Below are 18,826 nucleotides of genomic sequence, written 5' to 3'. Positions count from 1 at the left end.
GGGTCCACCCGACCACTTTCGCTCCGGTTGCCGAAAGTTGAACTGTCGGCGCGGCCCACCGCCCGGTATGTACGCCGTTGTCGGCTGTAGCGAGTGCTCGAACCTCTGGATCATCGAGGGACGATCGGAGACGACCCAGTGTCCCCGCTGTGGCGCGCGCAAGGCCTACGAGAAGCGCAAGAAGTTCGTCGAGACCGACGACGCCGCCCACGCTCGCGACGTACGCGCCTCGATGCTCGCGAACCGGCAGGGGGAGGGCGAGGCCTTCGCCGAACTCGACTCCTTCGCCGCGCTCGAGGACGACGTGGCCGACGGCGTCGTCGACGACGCCGAGTACCTCGAGGAGTCAGGGCTCGACGTCGAAGAAGTCGACGCGGCCGGGGACCGCGACCCGCGCGGGCCGAGCCGCAGCGGCAGCAAGAAAGAGATCGTAAAAGGGGCGCTCGAGGCCCTCGAGGATCCAACCGAAGACGAGATCGTCGATTACGCGGGCGAGCGCGGGGTCTCGGCCGAGTACGTTCGCGACGCGCTCGAGAAGCTCACGCGACGCGGCGTCGCGAGCGAGAGCCGCGGGCAGTATCGACTCCTCTGAGGGGCTCGCGAGCGAGAGCCGCGACTGCTGCAGTCAGCGTAGCTGCCGCCAACTCCATTCGGGCACCCAGTCGAACAGAGTCTCGGCGTTCCCGGTATCGATCAGCGCGGCGTGTTCGCCCTCGCCGAGCGCGTCTCGGCGTTCGGCGTCGGGAAAGACCGCCGCGGCGAGTTCGCGGGTGGGCGTCTCGGCGCTCGTATCGGGTGCCGACACCCAGACCCGCTCGTGGCCGTCGAATGTCGCTTCGACGGTCCGCCGGACGAGGTCGACCGCGTCCGACAGGTGGACGTAACTGAATAGCGTGTTGCGCTGCGTGTGGAACTCTCCCGCGTCGCGGAGCCCCGCCAGCGTCCGGTCGGCCTCGAGGAACGCCTCTCGAGCCAGGTCGTCGTCGACGATCCACGGGAACCGGAGCGAGGTGATGGTTCGCGGCCGGTCCGCGGACCGGCGTGCGAACCCGTCGGCGGCGATCTCGAGGGTCTGCTTGCCGATCCCGTAGGCGGTCGACGGCCTGGGCGGGTGGGCTTCGTCGACGGGAAGGTAGTCGACGTCGATCGGCTCGGGCTCGTAGCCGCCGCCTATCGCGCTGAGACTCGAGGCCAGCGCCACGGTGTCGATCCCGAGTTCGCCCGCGGCCTCGAGCACGAGGTAGCTCGAGAGCGCGTTGCTCTCGTAGGTACGGAAGCCGGGCGTCGACTCGGGCGTGGGGATCATCCCGAGGTGGACGACGGCGTCGGCGCCGCTCTTCGCGAGCGAGCCGTAGACTTCGCCCGCGTCGAGCAGGTCGGTCGTGAGATAGGCGTCCGCCCGGTCTTCGTCGCGCTTGCCCCGCGAGCAGTTGACGGTGCGGTAGCCCTCGTCGGCCAAGTGCGCGATCACGCGCCGTCCGACGCGGCCGTTGCCGCCGGTGACGGCGACCGTCTCGGTCATACCGTCCCTGCACCGCTCGGCCCCAAAAGGGGCAGGGCAGTCACCGCCGGCTCTCGGTTCGGGAGAGACCGCCGAGCGGACGGTCCTCGATCGACCTTACCGACCGAGATCCTCGTGTGCGCTCGCGAGGTGGCGCGAGGAGAGCGCGCCGAGTAGGGAGAGTTCGCCCGCCAGCGCGCCGACGGCGATGATCTCCGCGAGCGCGTCGGCGTTCGAGCCCGGCGGGTCGCCCCCGCCTCGCAGGCCGAGCACGTCGAGCGCTTCGGACTGTGTGGGGAGTTTCGTCCCGCCGCCGACGGTGCCGACCTCGAGCGAGGCCAGCGAGACGCTGGCGTAGAGGTCGGTCGTGCCGTCCTCGCGCTCGCGGGCGTCCATCGTGGTGATCGTGTTCGCGGCTTCGACGACCTGGGCCTCGTCCTGTCCGGTCGCGAGGAAGGCCGCGCCGACGACGTTGGCGGCGTGGGCGTTGAACCCCAGACTCCCCGCTTTGGCGCTGCCGATCAGGTTCTTGCGGGTGTTGGCCTCGGCGATGGCGTCGGCGGTCGTGTGGAGTCGGTCCTCGACGAGTTCGCCGGGGATCACGGCGTCGGCGGTCACCGACCGGCCGCGGCCCTCGACGGCGTTGATCGCGGCGGGCTTCTTGTCCGAACACATGTTCCCCGAGAGCGCGACGAGCGAGGCGGGGGTTTCGGCCTCGACGACCTCGCAGGCCTCGCCGGTCGCGATCGTCGCCATGTTCATCCCCATCGCGTCCTTGGTGTCGAAGGCGAAGCGCAGGAAGACGGAGTCGCCGACGACGTAGGGTTCGATATCGAGCAGTTCGCCGTGGCTCGTCGTCGACTCGGCGGCCTCCCGCAGCGTCTCGAGGTTTGCCTCGACCCACTCGACCGTCTCGGCCGCCTCGGCGACGCCCTCGACCCGAAACACCGGGGCGCGGGTCATCCCGTTTTTCGTGACGCGGGCCTCGGCCCCGCCGGCCGAGCGGAGCACACCCAGACCGCGGTTGACCGACGCCAGCAACGCGCCCTCGGTCGTCGCCAGCGGCAGGTAGTACTCGCCGTCGGCCGCGCCGCCGTCCGATCCGGTCTCCTCGCCGTTGACGGGGACGGGACCCACGACGCCCATCGGCACCTGCGCCGCGCCGATCATGTTCTCGATGTTCGGATCCGCCCGCTCGGCGGGGAACGTGTAGTCGCCGATCGCCTCGAGTTCCGTGCCCGTCTCGCGCTCGACGAGCAGCCGACGTGCCTCGGCCGCGGTGTCGTAGTCGGCGTGCTCCTCGAGTTCGTGAAGCCGGAGGTCGCCGTCGCGCACCCGCTCGGCGAGGTCCTCGGGGTCTGTCATGCGTGGGTCGAGACGGTGGGACGCCCTAACAGTTGCTGATTCGCGTTCGGTCACCGAGCGCCGGTCCGCAGCTCACCGAAGCCGGGTCGCGAGTTCTCGAGGCGACGCGTGATATCCGGACAGCGCCTCGTAACAGAGCAAGCCGAGGATCGAGCCGACGCCGACGGCGCCGATGAGCAGCGACCGTACCCCGTCGGTTTCGGGGGCGAAGACGGCCGCGAACGCCGCCGTCGCGATCGTGGCGACCCGAAGCCTGCTGCGCGAGGTCGGCTCCTCGTCCGCGAACGCGAGGTAGAGCTGCGGCAGCGCGACGGCGACGCCGGCAAACAGGAACAGCGAGGGGATCGGTCGATCGCGGAGGGCGAGTCCGAGCTGGCGCTCGAGGACGATCGAGCCGGCGCGAGCGAGGACGAACAGCAGGAACGATCCGAAGACGACACGTCCCTCGCGATCGAGCATACGGATCGGCCAACGGGCAGGCAGGTGAAACTTGCGCTCGCTCGCAGTCTCCGACTTCGAGCGTGGTCCAAGCTTCATTGCTCTCGCGGGCGAAAAACCGGTATGAGCGACTCGCGGGCCATCGCGGAGATCACGCTCGTCCACCCGGATCTAGTCCTCACGCCGACGATTCAGGCCGTTCCGGAGATGGAGAGCGAACTCGAGTACCAGACGATCGCCGGCCCGGGCGAGTACTTCCTCTTCTTCAAGGTCTCGGGCGACCAGTTCGATCGCTTCGAGGACGCGCTGGCGACCGATCCGACGGTGTCCGAGCCGACGGTCATCATCGACGGCGGCGAGTTTCGGGTCTACCGGACGCGGTTGACCTCCGGCGAACGGCTCGTCCTGCCGAAGGCGGCCGAACTCGGTATGCGAGTCCTCCACGCCACGAGCGGGCGCGGCGGCTGGGTGTCGACGCTCGAGGTGCCCGAGATGGCGGCGCTGCGGGAGTTTCGCGCCCACTGTCTCGCGAAGGACGTCGCGTTCACCGTCGATCGGCTCTACCACCCCGACGGTGACGAGCGGGGATCGGCGTACGGACTGACACCAGTTCAGCGAGAGACGCTACAGGTGGCCTACGAGCGCGGCTACTTCAGCGACCCGCGGGAAGCAACCGTCGAGGATCTGGCCGCGGTACTCGGCGTCTCCTCGTCGGCGGTCAGCGGCCGACTTCGGCGCGGGATGGCAGCCCTGGTCGGGAGCACAGTCGCGCACTGATCGGCACGGCCGCGGGTACATAAAGCCGGGAATATGCCGTCTCCGCATTCAACCGGAGGGGCGGCGTAGAACCTGGTAATGAGTAACCTCATCGGCCGCCACGAGCAATCGCCCGTCTGTCAGACGCAGTTCGAACTGACCGGCACGCAGCGTGCGTCGAGCGCCGTCATCGACGCGCTCGCCGCAGTCAGCGACACGTCGCCCCTCGAGATGCAGCCGCTGTACGAGACGATCGAACTCGAGGCGCTCGATCGACTCGTCGGTCACCTCGGAACGGCCGACTCCGGGGTCGCACTCGAGTTCCGCGTCGACGAGTGGGATCTGATCGTCACCGGCGACGGACGAGTTCTCGTCTTCGAAACGGAGGGACAGAACGGCGACGGCCTCGACTTCGAGAGGGCGTAGGTTCGACACGACGCGTGCGGAGGGCGGCGGCTATAGCAGCCACTGAACACCCGATCGCACGAGGGAAGCGCGGTTCGGAGCGAGCGGTGAGAGCGAGAACCGCGGACTGCGCGATCGCTGTGTAAATAGTTTCAATTGTTACTGTCCCGTGCCGACTGATCGGGGTCGCCCGGCTCGCACTCACTGCGCGGAGCGAGTCGATTTTTGCCGTCGGAACGCGACTGGCACGGTATGGACGTTGGACTCATGGTGACAGGCTTCGGCGACGTGGATCTCGCGGACGCGGCCGTCCGCGCGGAGGACCGAGGGTACGACGCGATCTGGGTCGGCGAACTCTGGGGCGCCAGCGGCGTCGTGCAAGTGACCGAAATAGCCTGCCGAACCGACGAGATCGGCATCGGGACCGCGATCCTGAACGTCTACTCGCGCTCGCCCGCCGTCCTCGCGATGACGGCGGCGTCGCTCGAGGACGTCTCGGACGGCCGGTTCACGCTCGGACTCGGGACGAGCACGGCCACGGCGATTGAGGGGCTCCACGGCACGTCGTTCGACCGGCCGGTGCGCCGGGCCCACGAGACGATCGAACTGATCCGCGCGTTCACCGCCGGTGACGGCGAGCCGGTCGACTACGAGGGCGAACTGCTCGAGGCGTCGTCGTTCCCGTCGCTCGACGTGTCGGTGCCGATCTACCACGCGGGGCTCGGGCCGGCCAATCGCCGCGTCGTCGGCCGGCTCGCAGACGGCTGGATTCCCCACAACATCCCCTTCTCGCGGCTCGACGAGGCGTTCGAGGAGGTTGCGTCGGCGGCGCGCGAACGCGACCGCGACCCCGACGCGATCGAGATCGCGCCGTACGTCCCGTCGGCAGTCAGCGACGATCCCGAAACAGCGCGCGATATCCTCCGCCGACACGTCGCCTACTACGTCGGGAGCGGTGAGGGCTACCGCCGAGCGGTCGCGACGGCGTTTCCGGACGAGGCCGACCGGATCGCCGAAGCGTGGCGCGACGGCGAGAAGCGGGCAGCCGCGGGCGCGGTGACCGACGAGATGCTCGCCGATCTCGGCGTGGCGGGGACGCCCGACGAGGCTCGTGAGCAGCTTCGAACGCTCGTCGCCGAGACGGGAATCGACCATCCGATCGTCGTCGTTCCGGAACCGGCCTCGAGCGAGGTCACCGAGACGACGATCGCGGCGCTCGCGCCCGAACGTCTGTAGGCGGCCGACGGTCGCTGGAGCAGGCGTGAACCCGCGGCCTTGCGAATCCGTGGCCGGCGTTTTTGCCGCAAACGAGCGACAGTCTCGAGCGCGCGGAGACAGCTATGAGTACGAGCTACACCGATTTCGTCGGCGACGTACAGCACCGAATCGAAGCCGGGCGGCAGGCCGAAGCCGTCCGAACGACGCGGGCGGTCCTCGAGACGCTCGGCGAACGCGTCCAGAAGGGCGAAGCCACCGACATCGCGAGCCCGTTGCCGATGGAGATCGACCGGTACCTGCTGGCCGCCGACCACGGCCAGAGTTACGACTACGACGAGTTCGTCCATCGGGTTCTCGAGCGCATGAACTACGACGATCTGGCGCTCGACGCCGACTACGGTGCGCCGTCGCCGGTCGACGAGGGCGAAGCGGTCTACCGGATCAAGGCGGTCACCGAACTGCTCAGCGAACACCTTCCAGGCAGCGAGATCGACGACGTCGAGGCGCAGTTGCCCGACGACTTCGACGATATGTTCGAGTTCATCGACGCGGAGACGAAGCCCTGGGACGAGGCCTGAGGCCGCGACGAATCGCTTCGAGACGAGGAGTCGCTAGCCGGAAACCGACGAGAACGGCCGCGACCGTCGCCGAGGAGCGACCGATTCGAGACGCGTTGGATATACAAACGACGTCGCCGTACCCCGGACCGATGGGAGTTTTCAGGAACAAGTGGCTGTGGCTGTCCGTGCTGGGCGTCCTCCTTTCGGGTGGCCTGCTGCTCGTCGTCGTCGGCTACCTCGCCCTGGTCGTCTACTCGGGGCTCGTGACCGGGGCACCCATCGCGGCGACGCTGCTCGAGATCGCGCTCCCCGTGCTGGCGGTCGTCACCCTCCTGGTCGCAGTGCTTGCGGTCTCGAGCGTCGGCGCGCTGTGGGTGTTCGTCCGGCACGCGTCGCTGCCGCGCAGCGAGCGCGTGGCGTCGGCGGCCGAACGCCTCGAGCGCGAGTATTCGCCGCTCCGGATGCTCGGCCTCTCCGAATTCCTCTCGCCGCCGGAACCGTCGCCGGAGGAACGGGCCGACCGCGCACTCGCCGATCTGAAGGAACGGTACGTCGATGGAGACATCACCGAGGCCGAGTTCGAACGACGCGTGGATCGGCTCGTCGCGAACGAGTCCATCGACGAGGCGCGGGCCGCCCGCGAACGGCGTCGGGTCGTCGACGAGGAGACCCGGCATCGGTGAGCGGCGGTCGCGGACGCGTTTCGACTCGTTTTCACTCGAGGTCGATCCGCCGACCCGTCTCGGCCGATTCGTAGGCGGCCTCGATAGCGCGCAGATCGGCCAGCCCGTCTTCGCCGTCGGGTTCGGGATCGGTTCCCGTCAGCACGCAGTAGCCGAAGTAATCGAACTCCTCGCAGACCTCGTCGATCCGCGACCCCGTGTATTCCATCCGAACGTCGCCGCTCTCGACGGTGATCTCCTGGGGCACGACGCCGCCGAAGGGCGATTCGATATCGATCATCCCCTCGGTGCCGACCAGTTCGAGGATGCTGCGAGCGTGGGCGTCGAGACTGGCCGTACACGAGGCCGTCGCGTCGGTCTCGTACTCGAGTTGAAAGGCGACGTGTTCGTCGACGTCCGCGAAGGGGCCGCCGCTCGAGTGCGTCGTCGCGTAGACGTCCGTCGGCTCGCATTCGAGGATGAAGCGGATGGTGTTGAGCGGATAGACGCCGAGATCTACCAGCGCGCCGCCGCCGGCGAGGTCGGGATCGAGCCGCCACGTGTCCGGCTCGGCGTGCGCTAACAGCGGGTGCGAGAACCCGCCGTGGATCTGGACGACGTCACCGATGACGCCGTCGCGGACGAGTTCACGGGTGCGCCGAACCGTCGGCTCGGTCTGAAGCCGGTAGGCCGTCATCAGCGTCACGCCGGCGTCGGCGCAGGCGTCGACGACCGAACGGGCTCGCTCGACGGTGGTCTCGAGCGGTTTCTCACAGATGACGTGCTTGTCGAGATCGGCCGCGGCGGTGGCGTACCGGCCGTGGAAGGCGTTCGGCGTCGCGATGTAGACCGCGTCGTAGGCGTCCGTGCGCTCGCCCCCGAGGAAGGTGTCGTAGTCGACGACAGCCTCGACGCCGTACTCTTCGGCGATGTCTGCCACGTCGTCGGGCGAACTCGTGACCAGCACCGTCGTCTCACAGTAGTCGCCGGCCGCGATCGCGGGTAACGCGCGCTGGCAGGCGAAGCCGCCGATGCCGACGACTGCGAATCGGACAGTTCCGTCGACCGACTCGCGTTCCCAGTCCCGTCGCGTGAAGTTCGAAAAGGCGTCCTCGAGTGCCATATCTGTAGTGCGTTCCGCGCCCAAAAGGCTGCTATTGTCCGAAAAACCGACTCTCAATGACCGGGATCTGTCGCTGATGATGATAAACGGACGATCCGTTTTCGAACGTTCTACCAGTCGATGGTATTCCCCCAGTCGAGTGTATCGAAGGAAAAAGTTATTCAATAGCCACCACCGATATGTGATCAACCACAGGTGACGTGATATAGTAAAGATGGAAACGGCGGAGCTGGAGACCGATCTGAGTCTGTTCAAATACGACAACCTCGAGCAACTGCCGCCCCGGTATCGGGACCTCGAGGAGACGGAACGGACCGAACGCATCGAGGCGGCGCTCGAGGAACTCGGCGACGACGTCGTCATCCTCGGCCACAACTACCAGCGACGCGAGATCGTCGAGCACGCCGACTTCATCGGCGACTCCTACCAGCTCTCGAAGGAGGCCGCCGACGCGGACGCCGAGTACGTGATCTTCGGCGGCGTGACGTTCATGGCCGAGAGCGCGGACATCATCACGGACGACGATCAGTCCGTGATCCTCCCGAGCATGGAGGCCTCGTGTCCGATGGCCGGGATGGCCGAGGCGCTCCAGGTCGACAGCGCCTGGGCCGAGATCACAGACGCCGCGCCCGACGCCGACATCGTCCCGATCACCTACATGAACTCCTACGCGGACCTGAAGGCCTTCTGTGCGAGCCAGGGCGGGCTCGTCTGTACCTCCTCGAACGCGCACGAGGCGTTCGAGTACGCCTTCGACAGAGGGGACAAGGTCCTCTTCCTCCCCGACAAACACCTCGGGGAGAACACCGCCCACCGGCTCGGCATGGAAGACGAAATCGCCGAGTGGGACCCCTGGGACCCCGAGGGGAAGGACGCCGACGAGGTCGCCGAGAGCGACATCATCCTCTGGGACGGCTACTGCCAGGTCCACGAGCGCTTCCGCGAGGAACACATCGAGCAGATTCGGGCAGACGATCCCGATGCGAACGTTATCGTCCATCCCGAGTGTCGCCGCGAGGTCGTCGAAGCCGCGGACGTGGCCGGCTCGACCGCGACGATCTGCGAAACGATCGAGAACGCCGATCCCGGCGACACGTGGGCGATCGGCACCGAGATCCACCTCACGAACCACCTCCAGCGCTGGCACCCCGAGGTGGACGTCGTCCCGCTCTGTGGCGACGCCTGCATGGACTGCAACGCCATGCGCCAGATCGACCCCAACTACCTCACCTGGGTGCTCGAGGAGCTCGCCGAGGGCCGCGAACACAACGTGATCGAGGTCGCCCCCGAGGAGAAGGAACTCGCGGGCGTCGCGCTCGACCGCATGCTCGAGATATAACTATGACCGAAACGGACACCGGCACGGCGACGACGACCGAGGGCGAGACGACCGACGTGCTCGTCGTCGGCAGCGGCATCGCGGGCTGTGCGGCCGCCCTCTCCGCGGCGAGGAAGGGGGGCGACGTCGTCCTCCTGACGAAGGCGACGAAGCCGGACGACGCCAGCACCGACTGGGCGCAGGGCGGCATCTCGACGACCCGCGGCGATCCGGCGTCGCTCAAGGAGGACATCATCGACGCCAGCGACGGTACCGCCGATCCCGATGCCGTCGAGACGCTCGTCGAACACGCCGACGAGGCCGTCGAGGACGTGCTCATCGACACCCTCGAGGTCGACTTCGACGAGACCGACGGCGGTGACCTGGACTACACGCGCGAGGCCGCCCACTCCGAGTACCGCATCCTCCACGTCGACGCTGCCACCGGGACGCACATCCTGCGGCCGTTCCTGAACCACGTCGACGACCACGAGCGGATCGAGGTCCGACAGGACACGGCCGCGCTCGAGCTGATCACCGCCGAGGGACGCGTCCACGGCGTCGTGAGTGACGAAGAACCGACTGGGCATCCAATCTACGCCGGCGCGACGGTGCTGGCGACCGGTGGCGTCGGCGCGCTCTACGGCCGGTCGACTAACCCCGACGACGCGACCGGCGACGGGATCGCGATGGCCGCGCTCGCCGGCGCGGACGTCGAAGATCTGGAGTACGTTCAGTTCCACCCGACGGCCTACGCGGGCGAGAATCCGTTCCTGCTCTCGGAGGCGCTTCGGGGCGAAGGGGCCGTCCTCCGTAACGGCGACGGCGAGCGGTTCATGGAGGAGTACCACCCACGGGGAGATCTGGCACCCCGCGATGTCGTCGCGCGCGCCGTCGAAACGGAACGCGAGGAAACCGGCGAGGTCGTCCTCGACGTGAGCCCGCTCGAGTTCGAAGCCGAGTATCCGGGCATCGCCGAAAAGTGCCGCGAACGCGGGATCGAGGGCGACGAGATCCCCGTCGCACCCTGCGAGCACTTCCTGTGTGGCGGCATCGACGTCGACGAGCGCGGTCGAGCCTCGCTCGACCGGCTCTACGCCGTCGGCGAGTGCGCCCGCACCGGCGTCCACGGCGCGAACCGGCTGGCGAGCACGAGCCTGCTCGAGGGACTCGTCTGGGGGCTGCGTGCGGGCGAGGACGCCACTGGGTTCGAGCCAGAAGTCGTCGAAGCACCCGAACTGCTGAACCGGGACCCCGAACTCCCCGAGCGCTTCGCCGCCGAGAAGTTCACCCGCCTCCAGCGGACGATGGACGAGTACCTCGGCCTCGAGCGCGACCCCGACGAGATCGCCCGCGCCAGCGCCGTCCTCCGGCGGCTCAAGGGCGAGGTCGATGCCTACATCCGCACGCGGACGGCCCGGGAGCTCTACGAACTCCGCAACGCCAGCGTCGTCGCGCTGCTGATCGCCCGCGCGGCCGGCGAGAACACCGAATCGGTGGGCTGTCACTACGTCGCGAGCGATGCCGACGAGTCGACGGCCGAACCGACGGCGGACGACTGAGATGATCACCGACGCACAGGTCGAACGCTGGCTCCGCGAGGACGTCGGCCATCACGACGTGACGAACCAGGTGCCCGGCGAGACGACCGGCCGGCTCGTCGCCAAGGAAGCGGGCGTCGCCGCCGGCCTCGAGGCCGCGGCGGCCGTCTTCGACTACCTCGACGTAGCCGTGACCGACCGGCTCGAGGACGGGACCGAGATCGAACCCGGCGACGAACTGCTTCGGGTCGTCGGCCCGGCCCGGGAGATGCTGCGCGGCGAGCGCGTCGCAGTCAATCTCGCGGGACACGCCTCGGGGATCGCGACGCGGACCAGCGAGGCGGTCGACGCGGCACGCGAGGCGCTACGGGCCTCGGAAACGCCAGCGGCTGCGGGCCGCGAGCGCGGAGCCGAGGCCGACGACGTGGCGATCGCTGCGACCAGGAAGACCACGCCGGGCCTGCGCGGGCTCGAGAAGCGGGCCGTCGTCGCCGGCGGTGGCGACACCCACCGGCTCGACCTCTCGCATATGGTGATGGTCAAGGACAACCACATCGAAGAGCTGGGACTCGAGGACGCCATCGATCACTTCCGCGAGAGAACGTCGTTCGCGACGAAGATCGACGTGGAAGTCGAGGCGGTCGCGGACGCACCGCGGGCCGCCGCTGCGGGGGCCGATATCGTCCTCCTCGACAACATGACGCCCGCAGAGACGCGGGCGGCAGTGGACGAACTCGCCGACTACGAGGGCGTGCTGGCCGAGGCCAGCGGCGGGATCGGCCTCGCGGACGTGCCCGAGTACGCAGCGACGGGCGTCGACGTGATCTCGATGGGATCGCTGACCCACTCCGCGCCGTCGCTGGATCTGTCGTTCCGAACGGGCAAGTGAGACGTCTCGCTCCGATCTCCGCCCTCGTTACTCCGCGCTCCACTCCCTGACGTCCGACTCCTCGAGAAAGAGCGACGGATCGTCGTGGGAGAAGCTGACCCAGCCGTCCGCCGGATCGGCCGCCACGTGAATCAGCAGTTCCTCCTCGACGAGCGCCGTCTCGAAGACGGACCGCGCGTCGGAGATATCGTACGAGAGCGGGACGAAGACCGCCGTTTCGCTGTCCTCGTCGCGCTCGACCGCGAGCGCGACCCGCCGGTCGCTCCCCTCGTCGGCCAGCGGGCGGTAGTAGACGTCGGCCGCGGTGATCGTCACGTCGCCCTCCTCGATCAGGTCAGCGACGGTCTCGTACTCCTCGCGGGAGACGCGAACGTCGAGTCCGATCCGCTCGTCCGACTCGACCGGCGAGACGCCGTCGGGCTCGAGGACGACGGCGTCCCAGTCGTCCTCGCGGTACTCCTCGGCGATGGCGCGTGCGTCCTCGCGGAGTTCGTCCCACAGCGGATCCGTCGGTTCCGCGGCGTCGTCGGCCGCCGACTCGTCCGTTCGTTCCGATTCGTCCCTCGTCATCGAGCGGCCTCCGTTCGGGTTCGTGCCGTCATGTTCGACTCGGACGCCACGGAACGGAAAAAACGTTACCTCACGTCGGTCACCGACGGCCGCGCGTCGCCGACCAGCGCGTCCTCGAGCGCCATCCGAACGGCGTCCGGATCGGACGGCCCGCCGGCGTCCGCGACGGTGCCGACCGATCGCGGCTCGAAGGATACGCCGAGCGCGTTGTAAACGGGCTCGAGGACGCCCGCGAGTTCCGCGCGGTTCGCGACGAGAACGATGCCGGCGACGAGGGCCGCGTCCTGACGAACGCGCTGGGCGATACCGACGAGTTTCCGCTCGCGCCCGTCCCGTTGGCCGTCGGCGCTCGCGTCCGTGACCGACAGCGAGTGCGTCCCCGGGCAGAACGAGTCGTCGGGCTCGCCCCTAACTGGTTCGAGGCCGAGTGATCGAAGCGCGCGCTCGAGATCGGTCGCGGCGCGTTCGTAGCGGTCGCTCGAGCCGGTTCGGAAGTCCGCGACCGGCTCGGCGCGGGTGAAGGCCAGCGTCGTCTCGCCGTCGTAGGCCACCGCGCGGCCGCCCACGTCGCGCTCGATCGGCGGATAGCCGCACTCGCGTGCGGCTTCGCGGGCGCCGTCGTACCCCTCGAGGCGTGCGTCCCGGCGGCCGAAGGCGACCTGCCGATGAGGGATCCAGACGCGGACGGCAGGCTCGCCGTCGGCGGCCGCCGAAAGGAGCCGAGCGCTCACGTCCCGATCGGCATCGATCGACGCCGCTCGTCCGCGGAACACGCGCATGGCCGACCCTCGGACTCGACGCACCTAAACGCTCCCGGCGCTCAGGTATCGGTAACCGATGGCCGTCACGCTCCCAGAGGCCGCGCTGGCGCAGTACGAGCGCTTCTCGCTGTACAACTCGCCGTACCCCGCCCACGACGGCGGCTGCGCGATCGACCTCTATCCCGGGACGCTGGTCGACGGCCGAACGACCGCCGCGCCGAGCCCGGTCGCCGGCACCGTCCGCGAGACCCGGCGCGTGCGCGCGCCGCCGAAACCGTACGCGCCCGAACACGATCATCTGATTCTGCTCGACTGCGACGGCCCCGCCCCGCTCGAGGGGTTGACCGCCAGAGTTCTCCACGTCGAGCCAACTGTCGCGGCCGGGGACCGCGTCGAGCCGGGCGACTCGCTGGGCCGGCTCGTCCGGGCGGGCTTTTTCGCGCCGTGGGTCGACAACCACCTCCACGTCGGCTTCCGTCGATCGGACCAGAACCCGTATCGGGCGTCGGGGTCGCTCCCGATCGATCTCGGGACGGCGGTCCGGCCGCTCGAGTGGGACGGTACCGGCCGCGTCGTCTCGAGCGGCGACACCTACGCGGTGCTGGACGCGCCCGCACATCCCGACCCCGGCGCGGCGTTCGTCGGCGTCCGGGCCGACGGGGGTGGCGTCATAGACGGTGGACTGCCACACTACGACGGCGGCGGGTTGCTCGAGCGCGGCGATGGCAGCGGATCGCTCGAGGCCGATACGGAACCCGTCGTCTCGCTGAACGGCGACCGCCTCGGCGTCGCCGACGGCCGAACGATCGCGTGGGACGACGTGACCGTCACCGCGAACAGCGAGCAGATCACTGGGCTGTCGCTGTTCTGTGCCCGCGACGCCGACTTCGGTGCGAAGCTGATCTGTCCGGAGCGGACGTTCGAGCGGGGGGAGCGCGTTCGGGTGCGGGTTCGCTCGAGTGGTGACCGGCGCTAGTCAGTCTGCTCCCGGTGACGGGCTTTCGCCCGCTGATAGACCTCGTCCTCGCGGACGCGGTCCCAGTACTTCTCGAAGACGAGCGCCGCGGCTCGTTTGTCCGGGTCGGCCCAGCGCTGTGGCTCGCGCTCGTCGCCGTCGTCGTACTTCCTCCCGCCGGGGTACTTCGCGTAGCGCATCGCGCGAGTGTACCCCATCTGGAGGTACTTTCGAGCCATGTCCATGCCGGGGAACTCGTCGTCGTCGCGGTAGCGTTCGTACCGCTCGTAGATCGCCGCCGCGGATTCGCGGGCCGCGTCCTCGTCCGCGTACGACCACAGCGGGAGGAGTTCGCTCTTGTACGGTTCGACTTTGAACACGCCCTGTTCGCCGCGCCCGATCTCGTATCGCTCCGGGTGGTCACGGAAATCGACGTCGTACTCGGGGCCGTCGTCACTCATCGGGCTCACCACCGAACCGGTCGTTCGCGACGCGGCCGCCGTCGAACGCACGAATCATACCCGTCGAACGGTCCGGAGACGGATGAACCCTCGAGAACGGGAAGGGACGGAAACGTAGCCGTAAAGAGCGTCGGTGGGCGACGGGAGTGTATGACCGACGATAGGCAGGCGTTCTTCGAGTCGTTCGACGACATCGAGAGCGGGATTCAACATCTCATCGACGAGAACCAGGAGTTCCTGTCGTGGCTCGGGACCACGGTCGAGAACGTCGACCGCGGAACGATGACGCTCGCGATTCCGTACGACGAGAAACTGACGAACACGCGTCCGGACGTGACCGATCGGCGCGCCGACCTCCACGGCGGGGTCGCCGCGACGCTCATCGACACCGTCGGCGGGTTCGCGCTCCAGACGGCGCTCGAGGACGAGGACCCCTTCGACGTCAGCATGGCGACGATCAACCTGAACATCAACTACCTTCGGCCGGCAACCGGCGACCTCGAGGCGACTGCGAACGTCGTCCGTCTCGGGGGGAGCGTCGGCGTCAGCGAGATCACCGTCGAGAGCACGACCCCCGATGGGGAGACGAAGGCCGTCGCGACCGGGCAGGGAGCCTACCGCGTGTTCCGGCCGGAGTAGGGCCGATATCGGGGTCCAGTTGCCGTCCGATCAGCGGACACCGATTCCGGGACACGAGACTCGATGCAGGGTGTCAGGAATCCGCGGTCAGCATCCGGAGTCGGACCACGAAAAACACCGTCGCGAGCGCGAACGGGATGGCGTACAGATACGACTCGAGCGAGGAGAGGACGTACCAGAACACGTACGCGCTGACCATGATGCCGACTACGTACACCGACCGCAACCGGTCTTCGTTCATTCGGCGACCTCCTGCGTCAGTTCGAGCCGTAGCCCGGCGAACGGACCGGCGAAACGAGATCGAATGCCGTCCATATCCGGTCGTCGGAAAGGCGCCAGTAAAAGCTATCCACTGACGATCGGGTGCTCTCACGCCCGCAGTCGCTCGGGGTCTCCCGCGTGGTCGCTCACCCGCCGACCTACGTACCGGCGGACAGCATCCGGAGCCGAACGACGAGATAGACCGCTACGACGGCGAACGCGCCGGCGTACAGCCACGTTCCGTTCGTCGCGGCGTAGCCGAACGCGACGACGTTGAGCGCGATGCCGATCAGATACAGCGGTCGCAACCGCTGCCGGTTCATTTACGATCACCCTCAGTCGGGGGCTCGAGACGCGAGCCCGTGGAGCCGTGGTCGATCACGCGAAGTCGATCTCCTCGCTCGGTTCGACCTCGCCGAACAGCCACGCGGCGTGTTCGAGGGCGTACTCGTGGTGGTCGTCTTCTATCGCACCGATGCAGTCCTCGACCATGATCGGTCGGAAGTCCCGCAGCCCCGCGCTGCCGCCGGTGTGGAGCACGCAGACGTTCGCGAGCGTCCCACAGATCACGAGGTCGTCGATCCCGCGAGCGTTCAGCCACCCCTCGAGTTCGGTGTTGTAGAACGCGTCGTAGGTGTGTTTCTCGACGACGAGATCCGCTTCCTCGACGGGGAGTTCGTCGACGATTTCGGCCTCCCACGACCCCTCGAGGACGTGTTCGCTCCACTGGTCGAACTCGTCGTAGTAGTGGGCGTCGTCGAACTGCTCGGGCGGGTGGACGTCGCGGGTGAAGATCACCTGCGTCCCGGCCTCACCGGCGCGCTCGAGCAGGTCGGCGATCGGTTCGATGACGGCCTCGCTGCCCGGCGCGTACAGCGACCCGTCCGGATGACAGAACCCGTTTTGCATGTCGACGACCACCACCGCCGTGCGATCTGGCTCGAGTTGCATGTCTACGTGGTGGTACGAACGGGATCGTCAAAACGTTCGCGGGGCGGTTGCGATAGGGAGCAATCGCAGCGAGGCCGATGGCCAATCGCCGCAGCCCGACTGCCCTCGCTGGGGCGAACCGGTTGGGTTCGTCACCGCCAGCTCATGCGGCTGTTCGGTGCCGCCGGCCTGTCGAGCGTGACGATTACAGTAGCCACGGAACGTCACTGCACACCAGATCGGTCAGGGCTGTGCGATCGATGTGTGGGCACTGTCTAGTCAAGCGCTGTTGACGGAGAACGGTGTTTCAGCGGTTGTTACGCCTGTAGTAATGGGATTCGTGACGGTCACTCCTCGAGAGGAACGTGTTGAGCCAGCCGAATCTTCGGCTCTCATGGAACTACAACCTTCGGTGTGTCGCATGTCTTGATGAGATTCGCGGACGAAATGGAGAGTGGCTACCGATGTTCGACCACATCCTCGTCCCGACCGATGGAAGTGACTGTGCACAGGCAGCCGTCGGTTACGCCGCAGACCTGGCGACACGGTATGACGCGAGAGTACATGCGCTCAGTGTGGCCGATTCCAGAACACTCGGAACTGCCCCACAGGCCGACCAGATCAGAAAAGAACGTGAGGAGATCGCTGAAAGAACCTGCAACGACCTTTCTACGAGTGGCGTCTCAACCGAACAAGCCGTCCGTACTGACATCCCCCACAAGGCGATTTTGCGGTACGCGACCGAACAAGACATCGATCTCATCGTTATGGGAACTCATGGCCGAACCGGTGTCGAACGGTATCTGCTTGGGAGTGTCACGGAAAAGGTCATTCGGCTATCGGACGTACCAGTATTGACAGTCAAAGCGGAAGAGGACGGTGAAGCCACGTACCCCTACACCGACATCTTGGTGCCGACCGACGGAAGTGAAGGAGCGGAGGCCGCTATTGACCCCGCTATCGATATCGCGCGCACCTACGATGCGCGCCTACATGCCCTCTCGGTCATCGATACGATGTCGATGGGAGTGGATGTCCGATCTGGTGCATTCCTCGAAGCACTCGAAGAAGCGACCCAATCAGCGGTAGAAAGCATCGAGGAGCTAGCGACCCAAGCCTCCGTTTCTGCGGTCGAAACCGCGATTGAACACGGGAACCCCTACCGAGGGATTCGTACCTACGTTGAGGAACACGACATTGATCTCGTCATGATGGGTACCCACGGACGCAGTGGAATCGGGAGATACCTCCTTGGGAGCGTGGCTGAGAAAACCGTGCGTACCTCACCAGTACCCGTGATGACGGTCCGACGGTCGGAGTAGTTCTGGGAGTCGAGTGATATGGCTCTGTGGCACTGTCTAGCGTAGCACCTCCGCTGGCGTCGGTCCGTTGGGTGACTGGTGCGGTCGCTGCGCACTACCTAGACGGTGCCGATGTGTGAACCGGTTCAGTTGGTACTGTAGTTCGGGCGTCGAGGATGCGATGGTCGCGAGTCGCGGAGCGACCCGTTCCGCGGCACGCACCCGACGATCCGGTCACTCACCGCGGGACGCCCGGTTCGTCGTCCGTCCCGTCCGCCGTCCGAGCGATGGGAAGGTCGCCCTGAAGATACCGCTCACCGCGTCCCGTGAGCCGGTACTTCCCCCGTTCGACCTTCTCGAGGAGGCCGTGCTCGGCCAGCTCGAGTAGCCTGCGGTTCACTTCCTTCCGGCTGTAGCCGGTGTTGACGGCGACGACGGCCGGCGTCAGGACCAGTTCGGAGCCGTGGAACACGGCGAGTACCTCGTCGTCCATCGGCGTCATCCACGCGGCCGGCCGGCGGATCCGGTCGGGTTCGCTCAGCAACACGCGCGCCCACTCCGTCGTTCGCACGTCGTTCGTCACGGGGTCGTAGAGGCCGAAGACGACCAGCAGGGCGGCGGTCCCGTGAACCCAGTGGACGAGCGACGGCGCGACCAACTCGACGACCGGACCGCCGAGCACGGCGAGCACCAGCCCGCCGACTGTGACGAGGACGAACCGACGGTACGCCGTCACCGACGCCTCGAGCGAGAGGAAGTACAGGAGCTCGAGGGCGACCACGACGCCGATCGCCAGATCGTAGCCGGCGAACGGGGGCAGCCCGTTCACGAGCGCTCACCCGTCGGCCGGGTTCGGCGAAGTTGGTGGTGACGGAGTATCAGCACGCCGATCACGATCGCGACGATCGTGTTCGCCGCGCTTCGGAGGACGTAGAGGAGGACCGGATCCGGACCGGCGACGAGCAGCATCGTGTGGTAGATCGTCAGCGCGACCATCCCGAGCGAGAGGAGGGCGATCGCCGTCCCGAACGGGGAGTCCCGGAAGATGCCCCACGAGAGGAGCGCGAACACGCCGGCCCCCGTGCCGGCGATGATCGCGAAGGGGATGCCGAGGAGGTGCACGACGGAGTGGGCCATACGCGGGGTACGCGTCCGCGATTCGTTAAAGCGCG

Annotated in this window: 24 protein-coding genes; 12 read left to right on the top strand and 12 right to left on the bottom strand. The window is 67.5% G+C overall.

Annotated elements, in window-relative coordinates:
- Window positions 1–67: 67 nt before the first annotated feature.
- The gene (locus tag NDO75_RS01205) at window positions 68–592 is read left to right on the top strand and encodes a DUF5817 domain-containing protein (RefSeq protein ID WP_310904277.1); all 525 of its coding nucleotides are present in this window, start codon (window positions 68–70) and stop codon (window positions 590–592) included.
- A gap of 33 nt (window positions 593–625) precedes the next feature.
- On the opposite strand, the gene NDO75_RS01200 is transcribed toward NDO75_RS01205, so the two are convergent.
- From NDO75_RS01200 to NDO75_RS01190, 3 genes are all read right to left on the bottom strand, one after another.
- Entirely contained in the window at window positions 626–1,522 is an 897-nt protein-coding gene (locus tag NDO75_RS01200; RefSeq protein ID WP_310904276.1) for an NAD(P)-dependent oxidoreductase, read from the bottom strand.
- 96 nt (window positions 1,523–1,618) lie between these two features.
- A complete protein-coding gene (gene hmgA, locus NDO75_RS01195; protein WP_310904275.1) occupies window positions 1,619–2,866 on the bottom strand; it encodes a hydroxymethylglutaryl-CoA reductase (NADPH) in 1,248 nt (415 codons plus the stop codon).
- Window positions 2,867–2,938: 72 nt separating this feature from the next.
- A complete protein-coding gene (locus NDO75_RS01190; RefSeq protein ID WP_310904274.1) occupies window positions 2,939–3,325 on the bottom strand; it encodes a hypothetical protein in 387 nt (128 codons plus the stop codon).
- Between the two features lie 102 nt (window positions 3,326–3,427).
- On the opposite strand from NDO75_RS01190, the gene NDO75_RS01185 reads away from it, so the two are divergent.
- The 5 genes from NDO75_RS01185 to NDO75_RS01165 all read left to right on the top strand — a co-directional run bounded on the left by NDO75_RS01185 (window position 3,428) and on the right by NDO75_RS01165 (window position 6,926).
- Window positions 3,428–4,081 carry a helix-turn-helix domain-containing protein gene (locus tag NDO75_RS01185; protein ID WP_310904273.1) on the top strand — a complete coding sequence of 218 codons (654 nt, stop codon included), beginning with the start codon at window positions 3,428–3,430 and terminating at the stop codon, window positions 4,079–4,081.
- Window positions 4,082–4,159: 78 nt separating this feature from the next.
- On the top strand, window positions 4,160–4,486 hold the full coding sequence (locus tag NDO75_RS01180) for a HalOD1 output domain-containing protein (protein ID WP_310904272.1): 327 nt from the start codon (window positions 4,160–4,162) through the stop codon (window positions 4,484–4,486).
- Window positions 4,487–4,717: 231 nt separating this feature from the next.
- On the top strand, window positions 4,718–5,701 hold the full coding sequence (locus NDO75_RS01175) for an LLM class flavin-dependent oxidoreductase (protein ID WP_310904271.1): 984 nt from the start codon (window positions 4,718–4,720) through the stop codon (window positions 5,699–5,701).
- A 104-nt stretch (window positions 5,702–5,805) separates the two neighbouring features.
- Window positions 5,806–6,261 (top strand): DUF2267 domain-containing protein, encoded by a 456-nt coding sequence (locus NDO75_RS01170; protein WP_310904270.1) that lies wholly within the window; start codon window positions 5,806–5,808, stop codon window positions 6,259–6,261.
- 131 nt (window positions 6,262–6,392) lie between these two features.
- On the top strand, window positions 6,393–6,926 hold the full coding sequence (locus NDO75_RS01165; RefSeq protein ID WP_310904269.1) for an SHOCT domain-containing protein: 534 nt from the start codon (window positions 6,393–6,395) through the stop codon (window positions 6,924–6,926).
- Window positions 6,927–6,957: 31 nt separating this feature from the next.
- On the opposite strand, the gene gfo6 is transcribed toward NDO75_RS01165, so the two are convergent.
- Complete coding sequence (gene gfo6, locus NDO75_RS01160) at window positions 6,958–8,028, bottom strand: D-xylose 1-dehydrogenase Gfo6 (RefSeq protein ID WP_310904268.1); 1,071 nt, start codon at window positions 8,026–8,028, stop codon at window positions 6,958–6,960.
- Between the two features lie 205 nt (window positions 8,029–8,233).
- On the opposite strand from gfo6, the gene nadA reads away from it, so the two are divergent.
- The 3 genes from nadA to nadC are packed head-to-tail and all read left to right on the top strand — an operon-like array spanning window position 8,234 to window position 11,776.
- Window positions 8,234–9,367 carry a quinolinate synthase NadA gene (nadA, locus tag NDO75_RS01155; RefSeq protein ID WP_345784887.1) on the top strand — a complete coding sequence of 378 codons (1,134 nt, stop codon included), beginning with the start codon at window positions 8,234–8,236 and terminating at the stop codon, window positions 9,365–9,367.
- A gap of 2 nt (window positions 9,368–9,369) precedes the next feature.
- A complete protein-coding gene (locus tag NDO75_RS01150) occupies window positions 9,370–10,908 on the top strand; it encodes an FAD-dependent oxidoreductase (RefSeq protein ID WP_310904266.1) in 1,539 nt (512 codons plus the stop codon).
- Between the two features lies 1 nt (window position 10,909).
- Window positions 10,910–11,776, top strand: coding sequence for a carboxylating nicotinate-nucleotide diphosphorylase (gene nadC, locus NDO75_RS01145; protein WP_310904265.1), 867 nt, complete (start codon window positions 10,910–10,912; stop codon window positions 11,774–11,776).
- A gap of 27 nt (window positions 11,777–11,803) precedes the next feature.
- Here the strand turns inward: nadC and NDO75_RS01140 are convergent, their stop codons facing one another.
- A complete protein-coding gene (locus NDO75_RS01140; protein WP_310904263.1) occupies window positions 11,804–12,346 on the bottom strand; it encodes a hypothetical protein in 543 nt (180 codons plus the stop codon).
- A 65-nt stretch (window positions 12,347–12,411) separates the two neighbouring features.
- Window positions 12,412–13,125 carry a lipoate--protein ligase family protein gene (locus NDO75_RS01135; protein WP_310904262.1) on the bottom strand — a complete coding sequence of 238 codons (714 nt, stop codon included), beginning with the start codon at window positions 13,123–13,125 and terminating at the stop codon, window positions 12,412–12,414.
- Window positions 13,126–13,183: 58 nt separating this feature from the next.
- Here NDO75_RS01135 and NDO75_RS01130 point away from each other — a divergent pair, with 58 nt between their 5' ends.
- Window positions 13,184–14,083 carry a hypothetical protein gene (locus NDO75_RS01130; protein WP_310904261.1) on the top strand — a complete coding sequence of 300 codons (900 nt, stop codon included), beginning with the start codon at window positions 13,184–13,186 and terminating at the stop codon, window positions 14,081–14,083.
- Here NDO75_RS01130 and NDO75_RS01125 read toward each other — a convergent pair.
- A complete protein-coding gene (locus NDO75_RS01125) occupies window positions 14,080–14,523 on the bottom strand; it encodes a DUF4385 domain-containing protein (RefSeq protein ID WP_310904259.1) in 444 nt (147 codons plus the stop codon). The genes NDO75_RS01130 and NDO75_RS01125 overlap by 4 nt on opposite strands.
- Window positions 14,524–14,673: 150 nt before the next feature.
- Between NDO75_RS01125 and NDO75_RS01120 the strand changes: the two genes are divergently transcribed.
- A complete protein-coding gene (locus tag NDO75_RS01120; RefSeq protein ID WP_310904258.1) occupies window positions 14,674–15,162 on the top strand; it encodes a PaaI family thioesterase in 489 nt (162 codons plus the stop codon).
- A 73-nt stretch (window positions 15,163–15,235) separates the two neighbouring features.
- On the opposite strand, the gene NDO75_RS01115 is transcribed toward NDO75_RS01120, so the two are convergent.
- The 3 genes from NDO75_RS01115 to NDO75_RS01105 form a co-directional block, all read right to left on the bottom strand.
- Complete coding sequence (locus NDO75_RS01115; RefSeq protein ID WP_310904256.1) at window positions 15,236–15,403, bottom strand: hypothetical protein; 168 nt, start codon at window positions 15,401–15,403, stop codon at window positions 15,236–15,238.
- Between the two features lie 178 nt (window positions 15,404–15,581).
- Window positions 15,582–15,746, bottom strand: coding sequence for a hypothetical protein (locus NDO75_RS01110; protein ID WP_310904255.1), 165 nt, complete (start codon window positions 15,744–15,746; stop codon window positions 15,582–15,584).
- 55 nt (window positions 15,747–15,801) lie between these two features.
- Complete coding sequence (locus NDO75_RS01105) at window positions 15,802–16,374, bottom strand: cysteine hydrolase (RefSeq protein WP_310904253.1); 573 nt, start codon at window positions 16,372–16,374, stop codon at window positions 15,802–15,804.
- Between the two features lie 443 nt (window positions 16,375–16,817).
- Here NDO75_RS01105 and NDO75_RS01100 point away from each other — a divergent pair, with 443 nt between their 5' ends.
- Window positions 16,818–17,675 (top strand): universal stress protein, encoded by an 858-nt coding sequence (locus NDO75_RS01100; RefSeq protein WP_310904252.1) that lies wholly within the window; start codon window positions 16,818–16,820, stop codon window positions 17,673–17,675.
- Between the two features lie 217 nt (window positions 17,676–17,892).
- Here the strand turns inward: NDO75_RS01100 and NDO75_RS01095 are convergent, their stop codons facing one another.
- Window positions 17,893–18,483: an ArsR family transcriptional regulator gene (locus NDO75_RS01095; RefSeq protein ID WP_310904251.1), complete on the bottom strand. Its 591-nt coding sequence runs from the start codon at window positions 18,481–18,483 to the stop codon at window positions 17,893–17,895.
- Window positions 18,480–18,791 (bottom strand): hypothetical protein, encoded by a 312-nt coding sequence (locus NDO75_RS01090; protein ID WP_310904249.1) that lies wholly within the window; start codon window positions 18,789–18,791, stop codon window positions 18,480–18,482. Before NDO75_RS01090 ends, NDO75_RS01095 begins: the two co-directional genes overlap by 4 nt.
- Window positions 18,792–18,826 lie beyond the last annotated feature (35 nt).

The organism is Natrinema sp. 1APR25-10V2, assembly GCF_031626495.1.
Lineage (GTDB): Archaea > Halobacteriota > Halobacteria > Halobacteriales > Natrialbaceae > Natrinema.
Note: the sequence above shows the minus strand (reverse complement) of the source record. Positions and strands in the feature narration are given on the sequence as shown.